The sequence below is a fragment of the Bacillus sp. AFS055030 genome (assembly GCF_002574545.1).
Classification (GTDB): Bacteria; Bacillota; Bacilli; order Bacillales; family Bacillaceae_G; genus Gottfriedia.
The window spans coordinates 20,338-36,091 of sequence record NZ_NUGT01000019.1; the positions used below are offsets into that span (position 1 = coordinate 20,338).

Consider the following 15,754-nt stretch of genomic DNA (forward strand, 5'->3'; position numbering starts at 1 on the left):
TTATATATGGAATTAATTACTAAATTTGCCATATAGAGAGTAAATCCCTTTGTTTTCTTAGTAAAATAAAACGTCAATTTTCAGCAAAAAAAGAAAAATTAGAGAGAAATTTGTTATCCCAGATACTTTTTAGTAATGCTCTTTTCTAAGAGAAACGATCGAAACTACTATTATTGCAATTATTGAGGATAAAAATAGAGAAAAGCCAATTGTACTTAATCCAAGCCCATGCCATCTTCCTACGACTACCCCAAAAATTATTACAGCAATACCTAATATGGAAATAACTAGTGGAAAGACATACTGTAATGGTGACTTTTTTCTATTCAAAAATAAAGAAATAGAAATTAGAACACTAGTTGTTACAAAGAGAAAAGCCATTTATTGAGCGTCTTTCATTTCCTCTAACTTTAGTATATAGAATAATGATTACAGCGGAGGCGTTAAAAATGAACAATTTTAGTGAAAATGAACTTAAATATTGTCTTGATTTAAGAAGAAAGTTATTTGAAGTTAGTAAATCACTGGTAAACTGCGATTTAGAGGAAAGAAAGTTATATGAGAAACTTTATATTTTACTAAATTGAAAGCACTAGTGTGTTACCATACCTGGATAAAAGTAATACAATTAGATTTTGAATTTAGATTAGTAGAAGTGTTAAAGTTAGTTAATAAGAATATTGAATTTAAACTAAGGAGTAGTCTATGAGTAAAACAGTAGTATTAGCAGAAAAGCCTTCTGTTGCTAGAGATATAGCTAAAGTGCTAGGGTGCAGTCAAAAAGGTAACGGATTTTTAGAAGGTAAAAAGTATATTGTGACCTGGGCATTAGGGCATCTTGTGACTTTAGCTGATCCAGAGGGATATGATCATAAATATAAGTCATGGAATTTAGAAGATTTACCAATGATTCCAGATAAATTAAAGCTTGTTGTTATTAAAAAGACAGGCAAGCAGTTTCAAGCCGTGAAATCTCAATTATTAAGAAAAGATGTTTCCGATATTGTTATTGCAACGGATGCAGGGCGTGAAGGTGAGCTTGTTGCAAGATGGATTCTTCAAATGGCAAAGGTTAATAAACCGATTAAAAGGCTATGGATTTCTTCTGCAACAGATCAGGCAGTAAAAAAAGGCTTTGAAAATTTACGTAGTGGTAAGGAATATGAAAATTTATATCTTTCTGCTGTAGCAAGAGCTGAAGCAGATTGGATCGTAGGGATTAATGCAACAAGAGCACTTACTTGTAAGCATAATGCTCAACTATCTTGTGGTAGGGTTCAAACTCCGACACTTTCGATGATTTTAGAGCGTGAAAAAGAAATAAAAGAATTTAAGCAACAAACTTATTACGGGTTACAAGTATTAGCAAATAATGTAATCTTTACGTGGCAAAATCGTAAGTCAAATGACCAGAAAATTAAAACATCCGATGAATTACAAAAGATTATTGGAGCGATAAAGGGAAAACAGCTAAAGATAAAGGAAGTATCAACTGCTGAAAAAAAATCCTTTGCTCCGCAGCTTTATGATTTAACTGAGCTTCAAAGAGAGGCGAATAAAAGATTTAACTTTTCACCTAAAGAAACCTTATCGATTATGCAAAAGCTATATGAGCATCATAAAGTCGTTACGTATCCACGAACTGATTCTAGATACCTATCATCGGACTTAGTAGATACATTAAAAGAACGATTATCAGCATGTAACATAAAACCGTATGGAAAAATCATTATGAAGTTAACGAATCAACCGATTAAAGTAAATAAGTCATTCGTTGATGACAAAAAGGTTTCTGATCATCATGCGATTATACCGACAGAGCAGGCACCTATCATCAGTGAGCTTTCTTCAAAAGAATTTAAAATATATGATTTAATCGTAAGAAGATTTTTAGCAGTCTTACTACCTCCTTACGTATATGAACAAGAAAAAGTTATCGCAGAAATTGAGAATGAGTTATTTGTTGCGAAAGGTAAAAGGGTTATATCATTGGGGTGGAAAGAAGTCTTTAAAGATGAAGATGATCTTGAGAGTACAGAAGATCAACGTTTACCAATGATTAAAGAGAATGAGCGTATTGAAGTAGTTAAAGTTATTGAAACTAAAGGGTATACGAAACCACCAGCGTACTTTAATGAAGCCACACTTTTAAGTGCAATGGAAAACCCAGTTCATTTTATGTCTGGTAATAGTAATGATCTAAAGAAGACGATAGGCGAAACAGGTGGATTGGGAACAGTTGCAACAAGAGCGGATATTATTGAAAAACTTTTTAGTAGCTTTTTAATTGAAAAAAAGGGAAAAGATATTTTCATCACAAATAAAGGAAAGCAATTGTTAAATCTTGTTCCAGAAGCTTTGAAGTCGCCAGCCCTAACGGCCGAGTGGGAGCAGAAGCTTCAGGCAATCTCCAAAGGTAAATTAGCTAAATCTAAATTTATGAGTGAAATGATTAAATTTTCTTCAGATGCTGTGAAAGAAATAAAACAAACTGAGCAAAAATTTAAGCACGATAATATGACTAGCACTAAATGTCCCGACTGCGGAAAGCTTATGTTAGAAGTGAACGGTAAACGCGGAAAAATGTTAGTTTGCCAGGATAGGGAATGTGGTCATCGTAAAACAATTTCACAGTCTACGAACGCGAGATGCCCTAATTGTTTCAAACGTTTAGAGCTAAGAGGTGAAGGGGAAGGTCAAATTTTTGTATGTGCATGTGGACATAGAGAAAAACTTTCTACTTTTAAAGATCGACGTTCAAAAGAAAAAAATAGTAAAGTTTCAAAACGAGATGTTCAAAAATATTTAAAGCAACAGAACAAACAAGATGATGAACCATTTAATAATCCATTTGCAGAAGCTTTAGCAAAGCTGAAAAAACAATAATGTAAAGGTCCCTGCAATTAGAACCAGTCATATGAAATTACTCTATGACTGGTTTTTTTCGTTCAACAGCATATTCATCCACGACTTCACTATAATGATCGTCAAAATAATTATCTAGTTCCTTTTTTATTTTTTTTGATAAGACTGGACTTTTACCTGAAGTTGAGACTGATACAATCAGATCTCCTCTACGAACCACAGCAGGTGTATGGAAATCACTATTATTTTGATCACTTACATCATTAAACCATTGGAAGTCTGATGTACTGTCTTTAACGAATTTATTTATATTTTTATCGTCAGTAGCTGCTATCACAATATGAGCTCCAGTTAGATCAGTTTTTTCAAAATACTTATTAATCCATTTGATTGTAGGAAACTGTTTGAATTCATCACAAAGTTGAGGGCTAATAATTGTAATTGTAGCACCACTTTTTATAAATGCTTTTGCTTTTCGAAAAGCGATTTTTCCTCCACCGACGATTGTGATCTTTTTGTTTTGAAGTGAGAAAACTAATGGAACCATTTCAGTCAACTTAAATCGCTCCTATCTTTTAATGATGAACATCTTGTTATACATCATTATTTTAACATATGTATTTCCAACTTTTAGAACTACTACTAAATGATTCATGAGCGGTTTTTATGTCTTTTATTGTAAAAATAAGACAGTTTGGTTAATAATTCAATAAAAGTTCAACTTTTCTTTAGCATAAAAGTGATTTTTCTGTTAGGATAATTAGTATTATTTTTTCTGAAAAGATAATGATAAGACTGGAATCTAAATTAAAGAAAAGGTGAGTATTATGTTTAACAAATTAAAAAAAATGTTCGGTTTAGAGGAAGAACAACAACAAGGTTCTGCAGCTGTAACTAAAGCAGCAAAGGATGTTGTTATTAAAGCGCCATTAACTGGAGAAATACATCCACTATCTGAAGTACCAGATCCTGTATTTGCAGAAAAAATGATGGGTGATGGATTTGCAATTACACCATCAGAAGGTGTTGTTGTATCTCCTTTTGATGGAGAAATCGTACAAGTTTTCCATACAAAACACGCTATTGGAATTCGTTCAAATGAGGGTGTTGAAATCTTAATTCACGTTGGACTAGAAACAGTTAAACTAAATGGTGAAGGTTTCGATGCTCATATAACAGAAGGACAAAAAGTTAATGCAGGAGATCATTTATTAACATTCAATATCGACTATATTAAAGAAAATGCAAAAAGCACAATTACTCCAGTTATTTTTACAAATGGAGATGCGCTTGAAAATATTAAAGTTACAGCAACTGGCTCAATTCAAAAAGGTTCAGATGCAGCTGTTGCTACATTAAAATAAAAAAAATAGCCCTTGGGCTATTTTTTTTATGCAGTTCTTGCGTTTAAATGTTGTTTTCGTTTTACATTTAAACCAATGAACAATGGTTTTATAGTAGGTTGTGTTTCAATAATAAATTTCTTCGCAATCATAGGCACAGCTAAACCAATCATTGTGTACAATAACGGCCCATAATCGAAAAACTGTGAAAAGACAGCATTTGCAAAAATATGAATATACATTATTGTTAATGATTCTTTCCCAAATATAGTGTAAGGCTGGATAAATTGTAATCTTGCTAGCTTTTGACATAAATAAAGCACGGCAATCGTCATCGTTATTGGAATTAAAGCATCCAAAAATAAATGGTTATATCTTAAATATTTAAGACTTAAATGGTAGTCTAATTTATTCAATTCATATAAGGTCATATAAACAATACTAAGCGTAATACATGATATTCCAAGGAAATTATGAATTGACGCGATCAATTTTTTCGTAAAGAATCCTAACCCTAAAAAGAAAATTGCTAGTAAAGCAACATCCACATTCCAAGGAATGGAAATTTGATTAAAGGTATTTTTACCGATTTGTGGAATTAATTTAATTGTTTCAAAATGTGCACCTAAATAGCAAGTAATGACGATTAATAAGCGGGTACTAGTCTTTTTAAAGTATAAACAGATTAACGCAAATAATATTTGTGTAATAAATAAACATGTCACATACCAAAATACACCATGGACCCCTGTAATAAACCTTCCACCAATTAACAATGAGAGGACTTCTTTTGATAAATTTGACTGGTTAATCGTACCGTCTATTACCTCAATTGTTATGTTATATAAACTAAATAAAATCAGATACGTACAGTAGGGTACAAGCAATCTATATGTTAGTTTTTTTATATAAAATTTGAGTTCATTAATTGAATTCACGGGTTTAAATAAATAGCCACTAATAATAAAAAATAGAGGCATGTGAAACCAGTAAATAAATGTAATAGAATTCGGACCTTCTGTAGAATGACCATAAACAACCAAAAAGATGCCGATCATTTTGGCAACATCCAACCATTTTTCACGTTCTATTTTCATTTTATCACCTTGTTTTTATGGCTCGCTTAAAGTAAACAACTTCAAATCAGAGCCAATTTTTTTAAATAATGTCCAACATATTGTAACTTATGAGTATTACAAAGTGACAACATGGGCGTTACAATCAAGTTATAAAATGTGAATGATTATTTCATAAAAAATGCAAATAGTTTTGGCTATTTTGCATATCATGGGATGACACAAATTGGTAAAAAATGTAAATTTAATTAAAAATTATTAATAATCAGCCTTTTCGACAAATATATTGTGTTTTGCATTATATACTTAGCAGGCTGAATTATAAAAGATGTACGCTTTTTAACTAATCATTCAAGTAGTCGAGGTGAAGGAAAAACAATGAGTTCAATTATTAATGTTGAAAATCTTAAAAAGAGATATGGAGATTTTTACGCTGTAAATGGCATTAGTTTTGAAGTTGAAAAAGGTGAAGTATTTGGATTACTCGGTCCAAATGGAGCTGGTAAATCAACGACGATGGAAATGCTTGTAGGATTAAGAAAACCAGATGAAGGTACTGCTACTATTGCAGGGCATGTAATTGGTAAAGACTCAAATAAAATCAAACAAGAAATCGGCATCCAACTCCAATCAACATCATTATTTGAGCTGTTAAAAGTAAAGGAAATCATTGAGATGTATGCAAGCTTCTATCCAAGTCATATCCCAATACAACCATTAATCGATGAAATGCTTTTATCGGAAAAACAAAATAGTCTAGTAAAAAGTTTATCAGGAGGACAAAAGCAGCGATTAGCGATTGCATTGGCACTAATTCATGATCCTCAAATCATATTTTTAGATGAGCCAACTACAGGACTTGATCCACAAGCTCGTAGAACGTTGTGGGATATCATTTTAAAGCTAAAAGAACGAGGTAAAACAGTCGTATTATCCACTCACTACATGGATGAAGCTCATGTACTTGCTGATCGGATTGGTATTATGGATAAAGGTAAGTTAATTGCACTAGATACACCGAACAATTTAGTGAGTTCAATTTCTGCAGAGAGTGCGATTGAATTTAAAACAAAACTACCCGAGCAAGAAGAAAAGTTCGCACAATTAGACAGTGTAATGAATGTCGTGATTAATCATGATTTCGTAACATTGTATACTCATAACTTACAAGCTTCATTAATAGCCCTACTTGAGTATACAAAAGAACAGAATATGGAAATTTCAGATTTATCGACACGAACCGCGACTCTAGAGGACGTATTTTTACATATGACTGGAAGGGGGTTACGTGAGGAATGAAGGCTTATTATCAATTAACTTTAGCGCAACTCCGAATTTATGTACGTAATCGCCAGGCTTTAATTTGGACATTATTATTTCCATTTTTCTTTATGATTATTTTTGGATTAATGTTCAACGATGGGAATACAACTAGTTACTCAGTAAACCTAATTGATTATGATAACACTCAAGTAAGTAAACAAATTACAACTGTTTTAGAAAAACAAAAGTCACTTAAAATACATAAAAAGACAAATGAATTAAAGTCTAGGAAATTATTGTCTGATGGCAAAACAGATTTTGTAATCATCATAAAAAAAGGGTTTCAAAATCAAGTGACATCTAAACAACAATCAGCTCCAGCGCAAATAAAGGTACTATATAATGAAAGTAATACGGGCCAGCTTCAAGGTGGAATAGCAACGATTACAGCATATGTTGATGCCGCTAGTAAACAAATGGCAGGGTATACACCTAAAGTCGTCACTGACTTTAAAGGAGTAGCTGGTATTACTCTTTCATATTTAGATTTTTTGGTACCTGGGATTATTGCAATGCAAATCATGAGTAATAATATGAATGGTGTTGCTGGCCAAATTGCGTCTTGGAGGGAACGAGGAGTTTTAAGACGAATGCAAGGCACCACATTAAAAGCTTCGACATTTATTGCCGCGCAAATTACAGCAAGGCTTATATTGAATAGCTTACAAGCAATCTTAACAATTCTAATTGGTTATTTTGGATTCGACGTAAGTATTCGAGGATCATTCCTATTAGTGGTGTTGTTTGTAGTATTAGGTACATTAACATTTATGAGCATTGGATTTATTATAGCAAGTTTAGCAAAAAGTCCAGAAAGTGCTGGACCAATTGCAGGCTTTATTTCGTTCCCACTTATGTTTTTAGGTGGAGTATTTTTCCCTGTAAATAATATGCCTGACTATTTACAACCGATTATAAAGACTATCCCAATTACACACTTATCAACTGCAATGCGTGACATCATGAATGTCGGAGCATCATTTGGGGATTTGCTTCCAGATTTCGGTTGGTTATGTGTCTGGATGGTCGTAAGCTTCTTAATCGCTGCACGTACTTTTAGATGGGAATAAGGGCATAAACTAGATTATGTAAGTAGATAAAACATAAAGTATTTAGTCAGAAAAGACTTTCGCTAATTTTGGCGGGAGTCTTTTTTCATTTTACTTTTTCTTTACCTCAAATCATCTACTCTTGCCGTTAAGAATAGTTATGCATTATTTATTGCATACTATTTAAAAATTAAGATTAGGTGAGTTATAGGTGAGTTCAATAATTGAAATCTATTTTCGTGATATAAAGCGCGTTGTAACAAATTGGGCTGCATTGATGATTATCGTTGGTTTAATTATTATGCCCTCAATGTATGCATGGTTTAATATAAAATCTTCTTGGGATCCGTACGGTAATACAAAGGGTTTAAAGATTGCAATAGTAAACGAGGATCGCGGTGCCACTGTCTTAAGCAATAAAATTAATATCGGAAACGAAGTCATCAATTCTTTAAAAGAAAATCCTTCATTAGGCTGGAGATTTACAAGTAAAAAAGTCGCATATGAAGGGGTTAAACAAGGAAAATATTACGCTAGTATATTAATTCCGAATGATTTTTCAAATAAAATTAGCACAGTATTAACAGATCATCCTCAAAAACCCGAACTAGTTTATCAAGTTAATGAAAAGTTAAATATTGTTGCACCAAAATATACTGAAAAAGGTGCCACCGGTATTGCCAGTGAGATTACAAAGAAATTTGAAAAGACCGTTAGTAAGGAAGTATTGCAGGAGTTTAATAAAATAGGAATTGATTTACAAGCAAATTTACCTGAAATAAAAAAATTTGAGCAAATGGTTTTTAAGCTTGAAAAAGATTTACCGGAAATAAAGACAACTGTGAATACAGCCTTAAATGATTATAGAAAAGTACAAAACGTTATTCAAACTACAAAAAAAGACTTGGAACTGATTAATAAGATCATAGCGAATGGTGAAAAATTAACGGCTAGCTTAAGTGGTTTTTTTAATCAAATAAACAAAGTAATTCAAGATTCAACTCCATTTATTAAAGAGACACTTAACCTACTCCAGAACCAGTCTGTAGTTATACAAAGTACATTATCACAAATACAGAATCAAACGGTTAGTCAAGACGAATCAATGAGGCTATCAAATGAAATCGGAAAAATATTAGCAAATTCAAAAAATATGGTTACTTCTTTAAATCAAGTTCTTCAATCTTTTAATAGCTTAGGTACTACAGCAGATTTTAGTAGTAATATTAGTGTATTAAAAGATCTAGAAGCAGATTTCATGATGATTCAAAATGAGAATGCGCAATTAAAAGATGCAATACAAAGCGGAAACGGTTTACCGAATGATTTACTTCAAAAAATGAATGATAGCGTAGCAAGTATAAATAACAAAATAAATAGCTTAAACGGAAATTTTGATCAAGATCTAGCACCAAAAATAAGAGAAGCTTCAAGATTAGTGAATGAATCAGTAAAAAATACCGAGATTGTTTTAACTGATGCAAAAACGAGTATACCTACAATAAAAGGTGTACTTCAGGACACGTCAAATTTATTAGCAACGAAAAAGGGTGACATTCAGCAATTAGTAAATGAATTACCGATAATAGAAGCGAAAATAAAAAAAATAGCAAATGAGATTAGAAAGGCAAAAGAAAAAGGAAGTATCGAGGATTTAATTAACTTTCTACGAACTGATATAGAAAAGGTAAGTGATTTTTATTCTAACCCAATCGCTATCAAAAAGGAGCGAATGTTTCCAATACCGAATTATGGTACAGGATTGACCCCTTTTTATACAACATTGGCGTTATGGGTAGGAGCTTTATTAATGGTATCATTACTAACTACTGAAGTTCATGAAGAAAAACCATATAAAAGTAGAGAAGTTTATTTTGGAAGACTATTGACCTTTATTACAATTGGGTTACTACAGACTTTAGTAGTGACTACTGGTAACTTCCTGATACTAGGTACTTATGCAGCAAGTAAAGGTTATTTTATCTTATTTGCACTATTGATTAGCATTGTATTTACGTTTATTGTTTATACGCTTGTTTCCGTTTTCGGAAATATAGGCAAAGGGATCGGTATTATCTTTTTAGTACTCCAAATATCTGGAGCGGGAGGAGTTTATCCGATACAAGTAACTCCACCATTTTTCCAAAAAATTAACCCATTTCTACCTTTTACCTATGCATTGGGCATGTTGAGGGAGGCGACCGGAGGAATCGTTTGGGAAACCATTTATAAAGATGTTCCGATATTAGTTCTTTTTGTCATCTTTGCAATCATAGTGGGAGTTGTACTTAAAGCACCTATTAATAAAAGAGCAAGTAAAATCGTAGATCTTTCTAAGAAGAGTAGACTCATTCACTAATCGTCTGAAAAAAAATTCATATAAAAATCATTGAACTGTTTTGCCGAGTGCTATAACATAGATAAAAGTTATATCCTCATAGCTTTTAGGAGAAGTAGGTGTTTTGTATGAAATTATCTGTTGTTGTATATTGTTATAATAATGGAGAAAATTTTGAGAGATTTCACGTTAGTTTATCTAATACAATTAAGTTACTTAAAGAAGATTATGAAATTATCTATATAAACGACGGAAGTGATGATGATACACTACTTGCACTTCAAGTTGTTTCAAATCATAGCAGTCATTTGAAATATATCTCATTTACTCGCCGCTTTGGAAGAGAGGGAGCAATTTGTGCTGGACTTGAACATGCAAAGGGCGATGTAGTCATCTTAATGGATGGAAACTTTATACATCCACCGAATGTTATTTTAGAGATGATGGATGAATACAAAAAAGGGCATAACCATGTAGTTGCATCGAAAAAAGTGGAGAATTCAGTTCTAAAAAAAGCGAAAAAAGGCATTTTAGAGAAGATCATTAAAAAATTTGTGGACCCTGATCTTTTGCAAAACGAATCAGACTTTCGTTTGTTAAGCAGAAAAGTAGTAAATGCTATTTTAAGCATGCCAGAATCAAACCGCTATTCTAAAGGTATTTTTAACTGGATTGGTTACAAAATAAAAACGATTGAGTATGAAATAACATCAAGAATCATAAACAAAGAATCAGAAGTAAAAAGACTGGATTCGATAAAAAGATCCATTGAATATATACTGTGTTTTAATACAAGACCTTTGAGGTTGTTAACGAAAGTCGGATTATTATTAATTGGTATAAGTCTTATAATTTTTATTATGATGAGCTTTAAAGTTCTTTTAGTAGGGGTTAGAATTCCTGGTTTATATACGATATCTAATTTCATTATGTTATTTGGCGGAGTTCAAATCTTAATGATTGGTGTATTAGGTGAATATATAGGTAAAATTTATTACGAAACAAAAAGAAGACCTCAGTACATTGTTGAGGCTTCAAGCTTTGATGAAAATTAAATTTATGTATGATAAATTTGGAAATTCGACAAGAATCTTGTCGAATTTCTTTTTTCGTTACATAATGTTGAAGGATAGAATAATATTTTATGAAAGCTTGGAGAATATATGGGGAATATTTATAAAGTTATTCCAGGGTTGGTTCTTTGCCTTATGATTGCACTTATTAGTGAACTACTTTCTTATATATTACCGGTTGGAGCAGCTACATTTTCGATATTAATCGGATTGATCATCGGTAATACAGTGCACTTAAAGTCTTATTTTGAAAGTGGTAGAAAGTTTGCCGAAAGTAAACTTTTAGAGATTTCAATCTGTTTATTAGGGGCAACGATTAGTATTCAAATGATTAGCCATCTAGGGTTAAAAGGAATCCTATTAATCGTGACACAAATGTGTTTAGTCATCATTTTTACGATTTGGTTAGGCGAAAAATTAGGTTTTGGTTTGAATTTTAGTTATTTAATGGCAAGTGGAAATGCAGTCTGTGGTTCTTCAGCAATTGGCGCAACAGCCCCGGCTATACAAGCCACTCAAGAAGAAAAGGGACTGGCTGTGACACTTGTAAATATGATGGGAACAGTCTTAATGTTTGTTCTGCCTTTAATAGCATCTGTATTATATCGTTTTGAAACACTGCCGACCTCTGCATTAATCGGCAGTACATTACAATCGGTGGGACAAGTAGTTGCTAGTGGTAGTTTAGTGAATGATGAAGTAAAGAATTATGCAACTTTATTTAAATTGATTCGAGTAGTTTTTTTAGTTTTTGTAGTTTTTAGCTTATCTACTATAAAGAAAAGACACTTAGCAGAGGAATCGATTGAGAAATTAAGAACCAAATTTCCATGGTATGTAATTGGATTTGTCATCCTTTGTGTTTTTTATAGTTTAGGAGTGTTACCAAGTTGGACTGAAAATATTTCAAATAAAACTAGTCACTTATTAGAAATTATTGCACTAGCTGCAATTGGTTTGAATGTAAATGTGAAAATGATTATTAAACAAGGGAAGTCGCTTTCACTTTATGCATTAAGCATTGTAGGTTTTCAAATCATCATTGCGGTTTTACTAATCCAAGTAATCTATTAAGAATCACAAACGACGACAATAAACAACAAATCATGTCTATTTCTCGGGAAATTTCGTCAGGAAAGGTGGTATTTCATTGCTTCAACTATCATCAAATTGGAGAGAAATATTAAAACCAGAGTTTGAAAAACCGTATTTTAAAGATTTATTGCAATTTCTTGAAAAAGAATACAAGGAACAAACGATATACCCTGCCAAAGAGCATTTATTTCAGGCTTTAAACGAGTGTTCATATGAAGATTGCAAAGTAGTAATAATTGGACAAGATCCGTATCATCAGCCAGGCCAAGCGCATGGGTTAAGTTTTTCTGTATTACCGGGAGTAAAAATACCGCCTTCTTTAAGAAATATTTATAAGGAATTAAATAGCGATTTAGGGTTAGAAATACCAACGACCGGCTATTTAATTAACTGGGCTAAGCAGGGGATATTATTATTAAATACTGTGTTAACTGTTCGTGAAGGTGAACCAAATTCCCATAAAAATAAAGGATGGGAACTATTTACGAATACAATCTTATCTGAGTTAAATAAGCAGGAACGTCCGATTATTTTTGTTCTATGGGGTAAACATGCCCAAGCTAAAGAGGTATTGATTACGGGTAACCATCATGTAATATTAAAAGCACATCATCCAAGTCCATTATCAGCTAGTAGAGGATTCTTTGGAAGCAAACCATTTTCACAAATTAACCAAAAACTAGTGGAACTTCAATTAGATCCGATTGACTGGACAGTAGAGTAGTCATATATATAGTTAGAAAAGGGTTGTCTTTTTTGGACAACCCTTTAAACTGCTCTTCAAACGCTCGCTTTCTTCGTTGCTTCACCTTCCTATGCGGTGATCATTACCGTCTAGGTAACTCCGCTCCTCACCAAGTGCTCCAAAAGCAGCCTGCAATCAGGTATTTATTATTTAGAACTCAATATAAACTCTTCAACAACTTTAGCGACACCATCTTCATTATTTGTAGCAGTGACGTAATCAGCTTGTTGCTTAATTTCTTCAGGAGCATTTCCCATCGCAACGCCTAATCCCGCAAATTTGATCATCGGTAGGTCATTATATCCATCCCCTACAGCGATTACTTCGTCCTGTCGAATTCCTAAAATTTGAATTAAGTGATTTAGACTTTTACCTTTATCTACTTCGCTGTTCGTTAGCTCTAAAAAGAAAGGCTTCGAGCGCATGACACTAATTTTACCTTCAAGCTCCTTTTGGAGTATTTTTTCAACTTGTGCTAGTTTTTCTGGATCCTCTAACATTAACAACTTCACAACGTCATTTTGCACATGCTTGGTAAAGCTGCTTACTTCTTTAATTGGCATACCTGTAAGCTGGCCTTCGATATCTGTATATTGATTTCCTTTTTCTGTAATAATATCATTTTCAACATATGTATGAACGAAAACATTATGTTTCTTACTAATCTCATAAAGTTCATGTGCTTGTTCTTTTGTTAGTGTACATTCATAAACATTATTTTTTGTTCGATAGTCAGTAATGATTCCTCCGTTAAATGATAGGACATAGCTACCATAGTCATGCAGTAACAGTTCCTCAGCTAACTTATGCATTGCAAAAGTTGGTCTACCGGAAGCTAACACTACTTTTACACCCATATCTTGAGATTTAAGTAAAGCTTCCTTTGTTCTTTGCGATATAACATGTTGATCCGTTAATAATGTGTCATCGATATCCAAAACAATCATTTTATAGTTCAAATTACATTACCTCCTAAAAATTAACTTTTTTAGTATACCACCGTTCCATTAAAATAGTTGCTAATTTGGTTCGTATTCGCTTTCAGAAAAAAGCCATAGTATAATAGGATTTATTGGATTGTGTTAATAATGTTTGGTGGTGATTTATCTGAATATCAGTGTAGAAAAAGTAATCCAGCAAATTGAAAATGAGTTACATAAGGCAAAAGTAAGTACGCAAAAACCAGGACAATTTCGAGAAAGAATTGCCAGCATTCGTTCTTTATGTGAGTTACTTCTTGAAGACGAGAGCAGCGGTGTAGAGGTTCAAAAAAATATAGTAACTAGTAGTATCGTTCAATCAATACCAAGTCAACCTATTATGTCTGGACCTTCAGTTATGCCTAAATTAGATGACTCAGAACAAAGTGGATCATTATTAGATTTTTAAGATAAAGGGGGAGAGAAAATTGAAACTATTTTTCTTATTAGGTAGTATTTTTGCATTTTTAGCGGTCGCATTAGGTGCATTTGGAGCACATGGACTTGAGGGGAAAATTTCCGAAAGATCACTTCAAATTTGGCAAAAGGCCGTTCAATATCAAATGTTCCAAACTGGTGGACTATTTATTATTGCATTTTTAATTGATAAATATGGTTCAACTACTCAATTAACGTGGGCGGGATGGTTATCTGTAATAGGAATCATCTTATTCTCAGGAAGCCTGTACATATTAAGTGTATCAGGAATTAAAATACTAGGTGCAATTACTCCATTAGGTGGTTTAGCATTTTTAGTAGCTTGGATATTAGTAGGGATTTCAGTAATGAAATAAAAAAAGTGTTCAATAAAAGTGCAATTATTGCACTATATTGAACACTTTTTTTTAAACTTGATAAGGTAAGGCTATTTCTTCGTCAAATGTGATGTAATCTAAGTAAATTGTTAACAATACGAAAGTTTTAGTTGTATTCACATCTCTGAGAACAATATGATCCCGTCCAGCTCCCAAAATATACCCGACAAATACTTGTTGTTGGTGACCAGTGAACGTCATATAAACCGTAGCGATTTTCCCACGATTTGCTCTAAGTATATTTTCTACATAGGATTGTTCAAAAAGACTGGACGAGCCGGTAACTTGACCTTGTTGGGTGATCATACCGCCTGATGGGGCTGCAAATCCTTGCCCCTGTCCAGTTTGTTGTCCTTGCCCTTGGGCAGGTTGCGCCGGACGATATAGATTTTGATAATATTCGTAAGGATTACTCAAAGAAAAAACCTCCCTTAGTTAAATCATTTTAAACACTGTAAACTTTAGGACAATCTTGATCAGTTGGTTGATAAAAGCAATGCGACTTAAATCTTCCTGCTAGCTTTTGGTTAAACCAAGTTGCTGGGCATGAACCTGCAGGTTTGAAGAACCATAGACCATAAGTTGCTGGCCAAAAACGCTGCCCTGCGATTACTTTTCTAGATAACTCAATGTCTTGTTCTCTAGCACGCTGATAAAAGTAAGATTTTTGAACAGCTTCGAATCCACCTGGACTCTGATAAACCATATCTTTTATACTTCGAAGATCTCTAAAATCTAAGCAATCACACAAAACCCTATTAACACATACATTTCCAACCATTAACATTCCTTGTTTACCTTCGCCTTCAGCTTCAGCACGCATTAATCTAGCAAGCAAAGAAACCTCAGCGTCAGTGTACCGAATTACAGCCATAAAAAAGCCTCCTCATCCGAATTAAATATTCTGCAAAAATCCCATTGGTGATCGGAAAGCGAGGACTAATTAGTTCGTTCACTACTGTAACTATATTAAAATTAGAAGTAACATATGACTTCTTTTCCAACAGGAAAATAAAAAAACTTCTCAAAAAAGAGAAGTCTTTTAATTTATA

The 15,754-nt window shown here is 32.9% G+C and carries 17 protein-coding genes; 11 read left to right on the forward strand and 6 right to left on the reverse strand.

Translation table 11 applies throughout. The features are described from left to right. Positions 1-129: 129 nt before the first annotated feature. Positions 130-381, reverse strand: coding sequence for a YesK family protein (locus tag CN925_RS21700; protein ID WP_098845802.1), 252 nt, complete (start codon positions 379-381; stop codon positions 130-132). Between the two features lie 68 nt (positions 382-449). On the opposite strand from CN925_RS21700, the gene CN925_RS21255 reads away from it, so the two are divergent. Together CN925_RS21255 and CN925_RS08375 are read left to right on the forward strand one after the other, a co-directional pair. Beyond that, positions 450-587 carry a hypothetical protein gene (locus tag CN925_RS21255; RefSeq protein ID WP_180232900.1) on the forward strand — a complete coding sequence of 46 codons (138 nt, stop codon included), beginning with the start codon at positions 450-452 and terminating at the stop codon, positions 585-587. 118 nt (positions 588-705) lie between these two features. Further along, positions 706-2,886: a DNA topoisomerase III gene (locus CN925_RS08375; RefSeq protein ID WP_098845803.1), complete on the forward strand. Its 2,181-nt coding sequence runs from the start codon at positions 706-708 to the stop codon at positions 2,884-2,886. Between the two features lie 37 nt (positions 2,887-2,923). Here the strand turns inward: CN925_RS08375 and CN925_RS08380 are convergent, their stop codons facing one another. After that, positions 2,924-3,412, reverse strand: coding sequence for a precorrin-2 dehydrogenase/sirohydrochlorin ferrochelatase family protein (locus CN925_RS08380; RefSeq protein WP_286138298.1), 489 nt, complete (start codon positions 3,410-3,412; stop codon positions 2,924-2,926). 280 nt (positions 3,413-3,692) lie between these two features. Between CN925_RS08380 and CN925_RS08385 the strand changes: the two genes are divergently transcribed. After that, positions 3,693-4,229 carry a PTS sugar transporter subunit IIA gene (locus tag CN925_RS08385; RefSeq protein WP_483295180.1) on the forward strand — a complete coding sequence of 179 codons (537 nt, stop codon included), beginning with the start codon at positions 3,693-3,695 and terminating at the stop codon, positions 4,227-4,229. Positions 4,230-4,255: 26 nt separating this feature from the next. Here the strand turns inward: CN925_RS08385 and CN925_RS08390 are convergent, their stop codons facing one another. Next, on the reverse strand, positions 4,256-5,305 hold the full coding sequence (locus tag CN925_RS08390; protein ID WP_098845805.1) for an acyltransferase family protein: 1,050 nt from the start codon (positions 5,303-5,305) through the stop codon (positions 4,256-4,258). A gap of 357 nt (positions 5,306-5,662) precedes the next feature. On the opposite strand from CN925_RS08390, the gene CN925_RS08395 reads away from it, so the two are divergent. The 6 genes from CN925_RS08395 to CN925_RS08420 all read left to right on the forward strand — a co-directional run bounded on the left by CN925_RS08395 (position 5,663) and on the right by CN925_RS08420 (position 12,886). Further along, on the forward strand, positions 5,663-6,583 hold the full coding sequence (locus CN925_RS08395) for an ABC transporter ATP-binding protein (protein WP_098845806.1): 921 nt from the start codon (positions 5,663-5,665) through the stop codon (positions 6,581-6,583). Further along, the gene (locus tag CN925_RS08400; RefSeq protein ID WP_098845807.1) at positions 6,580-7,677 is read left to right on the forward strand and encodes an ABC transporter permease; all 1,098 of its coding nucleotides are present in this window, start codon (positions 6,580-6,582) and stop codon (positions 7,675-7,677) included. The genes CN925_RS08395 and CN925_RS08400 overlap by 4 nt, the downstream gene beginning before the upstream one ends. A 190-nt stretch (positions 7,678-7,867) precedes the next feature. After that, complete coding sequence (locus tag CN925_RS08405; protein WP_098845808.1) at positions 7,868-10,015, forward strand: YhgE/Pip domain-containing protein; 2,148 nt, start codon at positions 7,868-7,870, stop codon at positions 10,013-10,015. Between the two features lie 107 nt (positions 10,016-10,122). Further along, the gene (locus CN925_RS08410) at positions 10,123-11,049 is read left to right on the forward strand and encodes a glycosyltransferase family 2 protein (protein WP_098845809.1); all 927 of its coding nucleotides are present in this window, start codon (positions 10,123-10,125) and stop codon (positions 11,047-11,049) included. A gap of 108 nt (positions 11,050-11,157) precedes the next feature. Then, complete coding sequence (locus CN925_RS08415) at positions 11,158-12,141, forward strand: YeiH family protein (RefSeq protein ID WP_098845810.1); 984 nt, start codon at positions 11,158-11,160, stop codon at positions 12,139-12,141. Between the two features lie 76 nt (positions 12,142-12,217). Beyond that, complete coding sequence (locus tag CN925_RS08420) at positions 12,218-12,886, forward strand: uracil-DNA glycosylase (RefSeq protein ID WP_098845811.1); 669 nt, start codon at positions 12,218-12,220, stop codon at positions 12,884-12,886. A gap of 167 nt (positions 12,887-13,053) precedes the next feature. Here the strand turns inward: CN925_RS08420 and CN925_RS08425 are convergent, their stop codons facing one another. Continuing rightward, complete coding sequence (locus tag CN925_RS08425) at positions 13,054-13,866, reverse strand: Cof-type HAD-IIB family hydrolase (protein WP_098845812.1); 813 nt, start codon at positions 13,864-13,866, stop codon at positions 13,054-13,056. 139 nt (positions 13,867-14,005) lie between these two features. Between CN925_RS08425 and CN925_RS08430 the strand changes: the two genes are divergently transcribed. Continuing rightward, positions 14,006-14,296 carry a YwdI family protein gene (locus tag CN925_RS08430; protein WP_180232901.1) on the forward strand — a complete coding sequence of 97 codons (291 nt, stop codon included), beginning with the start codon at positions 14,006-14,008 and terminating at the stop codon, positions 14,294-14,296. 19 nt (positions 14,297-14,315) lie between these two features. Next, positions 14,316-14,681, forward strand: coding sequence for a DUF423 domain-containing protein (locus tag CN925_RS08435; RefSeq protein ID WP_098845814.1), 366 nt, complete (start codon positions 14,316-14,318; stop codon positions 14,679-14,681). A gap of 51 nt (positions 14,682-14,732) precedes the next feature. Here CN925_RS08435 and gerQ read toward each other — a convergent pair whose 3' ends face one another. Next, complete coding sequence (gene gerQ / locus CN925_RS21755; RefSeq protein ID WP_483295181.1) at positions 14,733-15,119, reverse strand: spore coat protein GerQ; 387 nt, start codon at positions 15,117-15,119, stop codon at positions 14,733-14,735. Between the two features lie 28 nt (positions 15,120-15,147). Next, positions 15,148-15,576, reverse strand: coding sequence for a cell wall hydrolase (locus CN925_RS08445; RefSeq protein ID WP_098845815.1), 429 nt, complete (start codon positions 15,574-15,576; stop codon positions 15,148-15,150). Positions 15,577-15,754: the final 178 nt, after the last annotated feature.

What these genes read in the sequence shown, in the direction of transcription:
- CN925_RS08385 (WP_483295180.1), top strand. Translation starts at nt 3,693, where the DNA reads ATGTTTAACAAATTAAAAAAAATGTTCGGTTTAGAGGAAGAACAACAA.
- CN925_RS08395 (WP_098845806.1), top strand. Translation starts at nt 5,663, where the DNA reads ATGAGTTCAATTATTAATGTTGAAAATCTTAAAAAGAGATATGGAGAT.
- CN925_RS21255 (WP_180232900.1), top strand. Translation starts at nt 450, where the DNA reads ATGAACAATTTTAGTGAAAATGAACTTAAATATTGTCTTGATTTAAGA.
- CN925_RS08400 (WP_098845807.1), top strand. Translation starts at nt 6,580, where the DNA reads ATGAAGGCTTATTATCAATTAACTTTAGCGCAACTCCGAATTTATGTA.
- CN925_RS21700 (WP_098845802.1), bottom strand. Translation starts at nt 381, where the DNA reads ATGGCTTTTCTCTTTGTAACAACTAGTGTTCTAATTTCTATTTCTTTA.
- CN925_RS08410 (WP_098845809.1), top strand. Translation starts at nt 10,123, where the DNA reads ATGAAATTATCTGTTGTTGTATATTGTTATAATAATGGAGAAAATTTT.
- CN925_RS08415 (WP_098845810.1), top strand. Translation starts at nt 11,158, where the DNA reads ATGGGGAATATTTATAAAGTTATTCCAGGGTTGGTTCTTTGCCTTATG.
- CN925_RS08390 (WP_098845805.1), bottom strand. Translation starts at nt 5,305, where the DNA reads ATGAAAATAGAACGTGAAAAATGGTTGGATGTTGCCAAAATGATCGGC.
- CN925_RS08375 (WP_098845803.1), top strand. Translation starts at nt 706, where the DNA reads ATGAGTAAAACAGTAGTATTAGCAGAAAAGCCTTCTGTTGCTAGAGAT.
- CN925_RS08445 (WP_098845815.1), bottom strand. Translation starts at nt 15,576, where the DNA reads ATGGCTGTAATTCGGTACACTGACGCTGAGGTTTCTTTGCTTGCTAGA.
- CN925_RS08380 (WP_286138298.1), bottom strand. Translation starts at nt 3,412, where the DNA reads ATGGTTCCATTAGTTTTCTCACTTCAAAACAAAAAGATCACAATCGTC.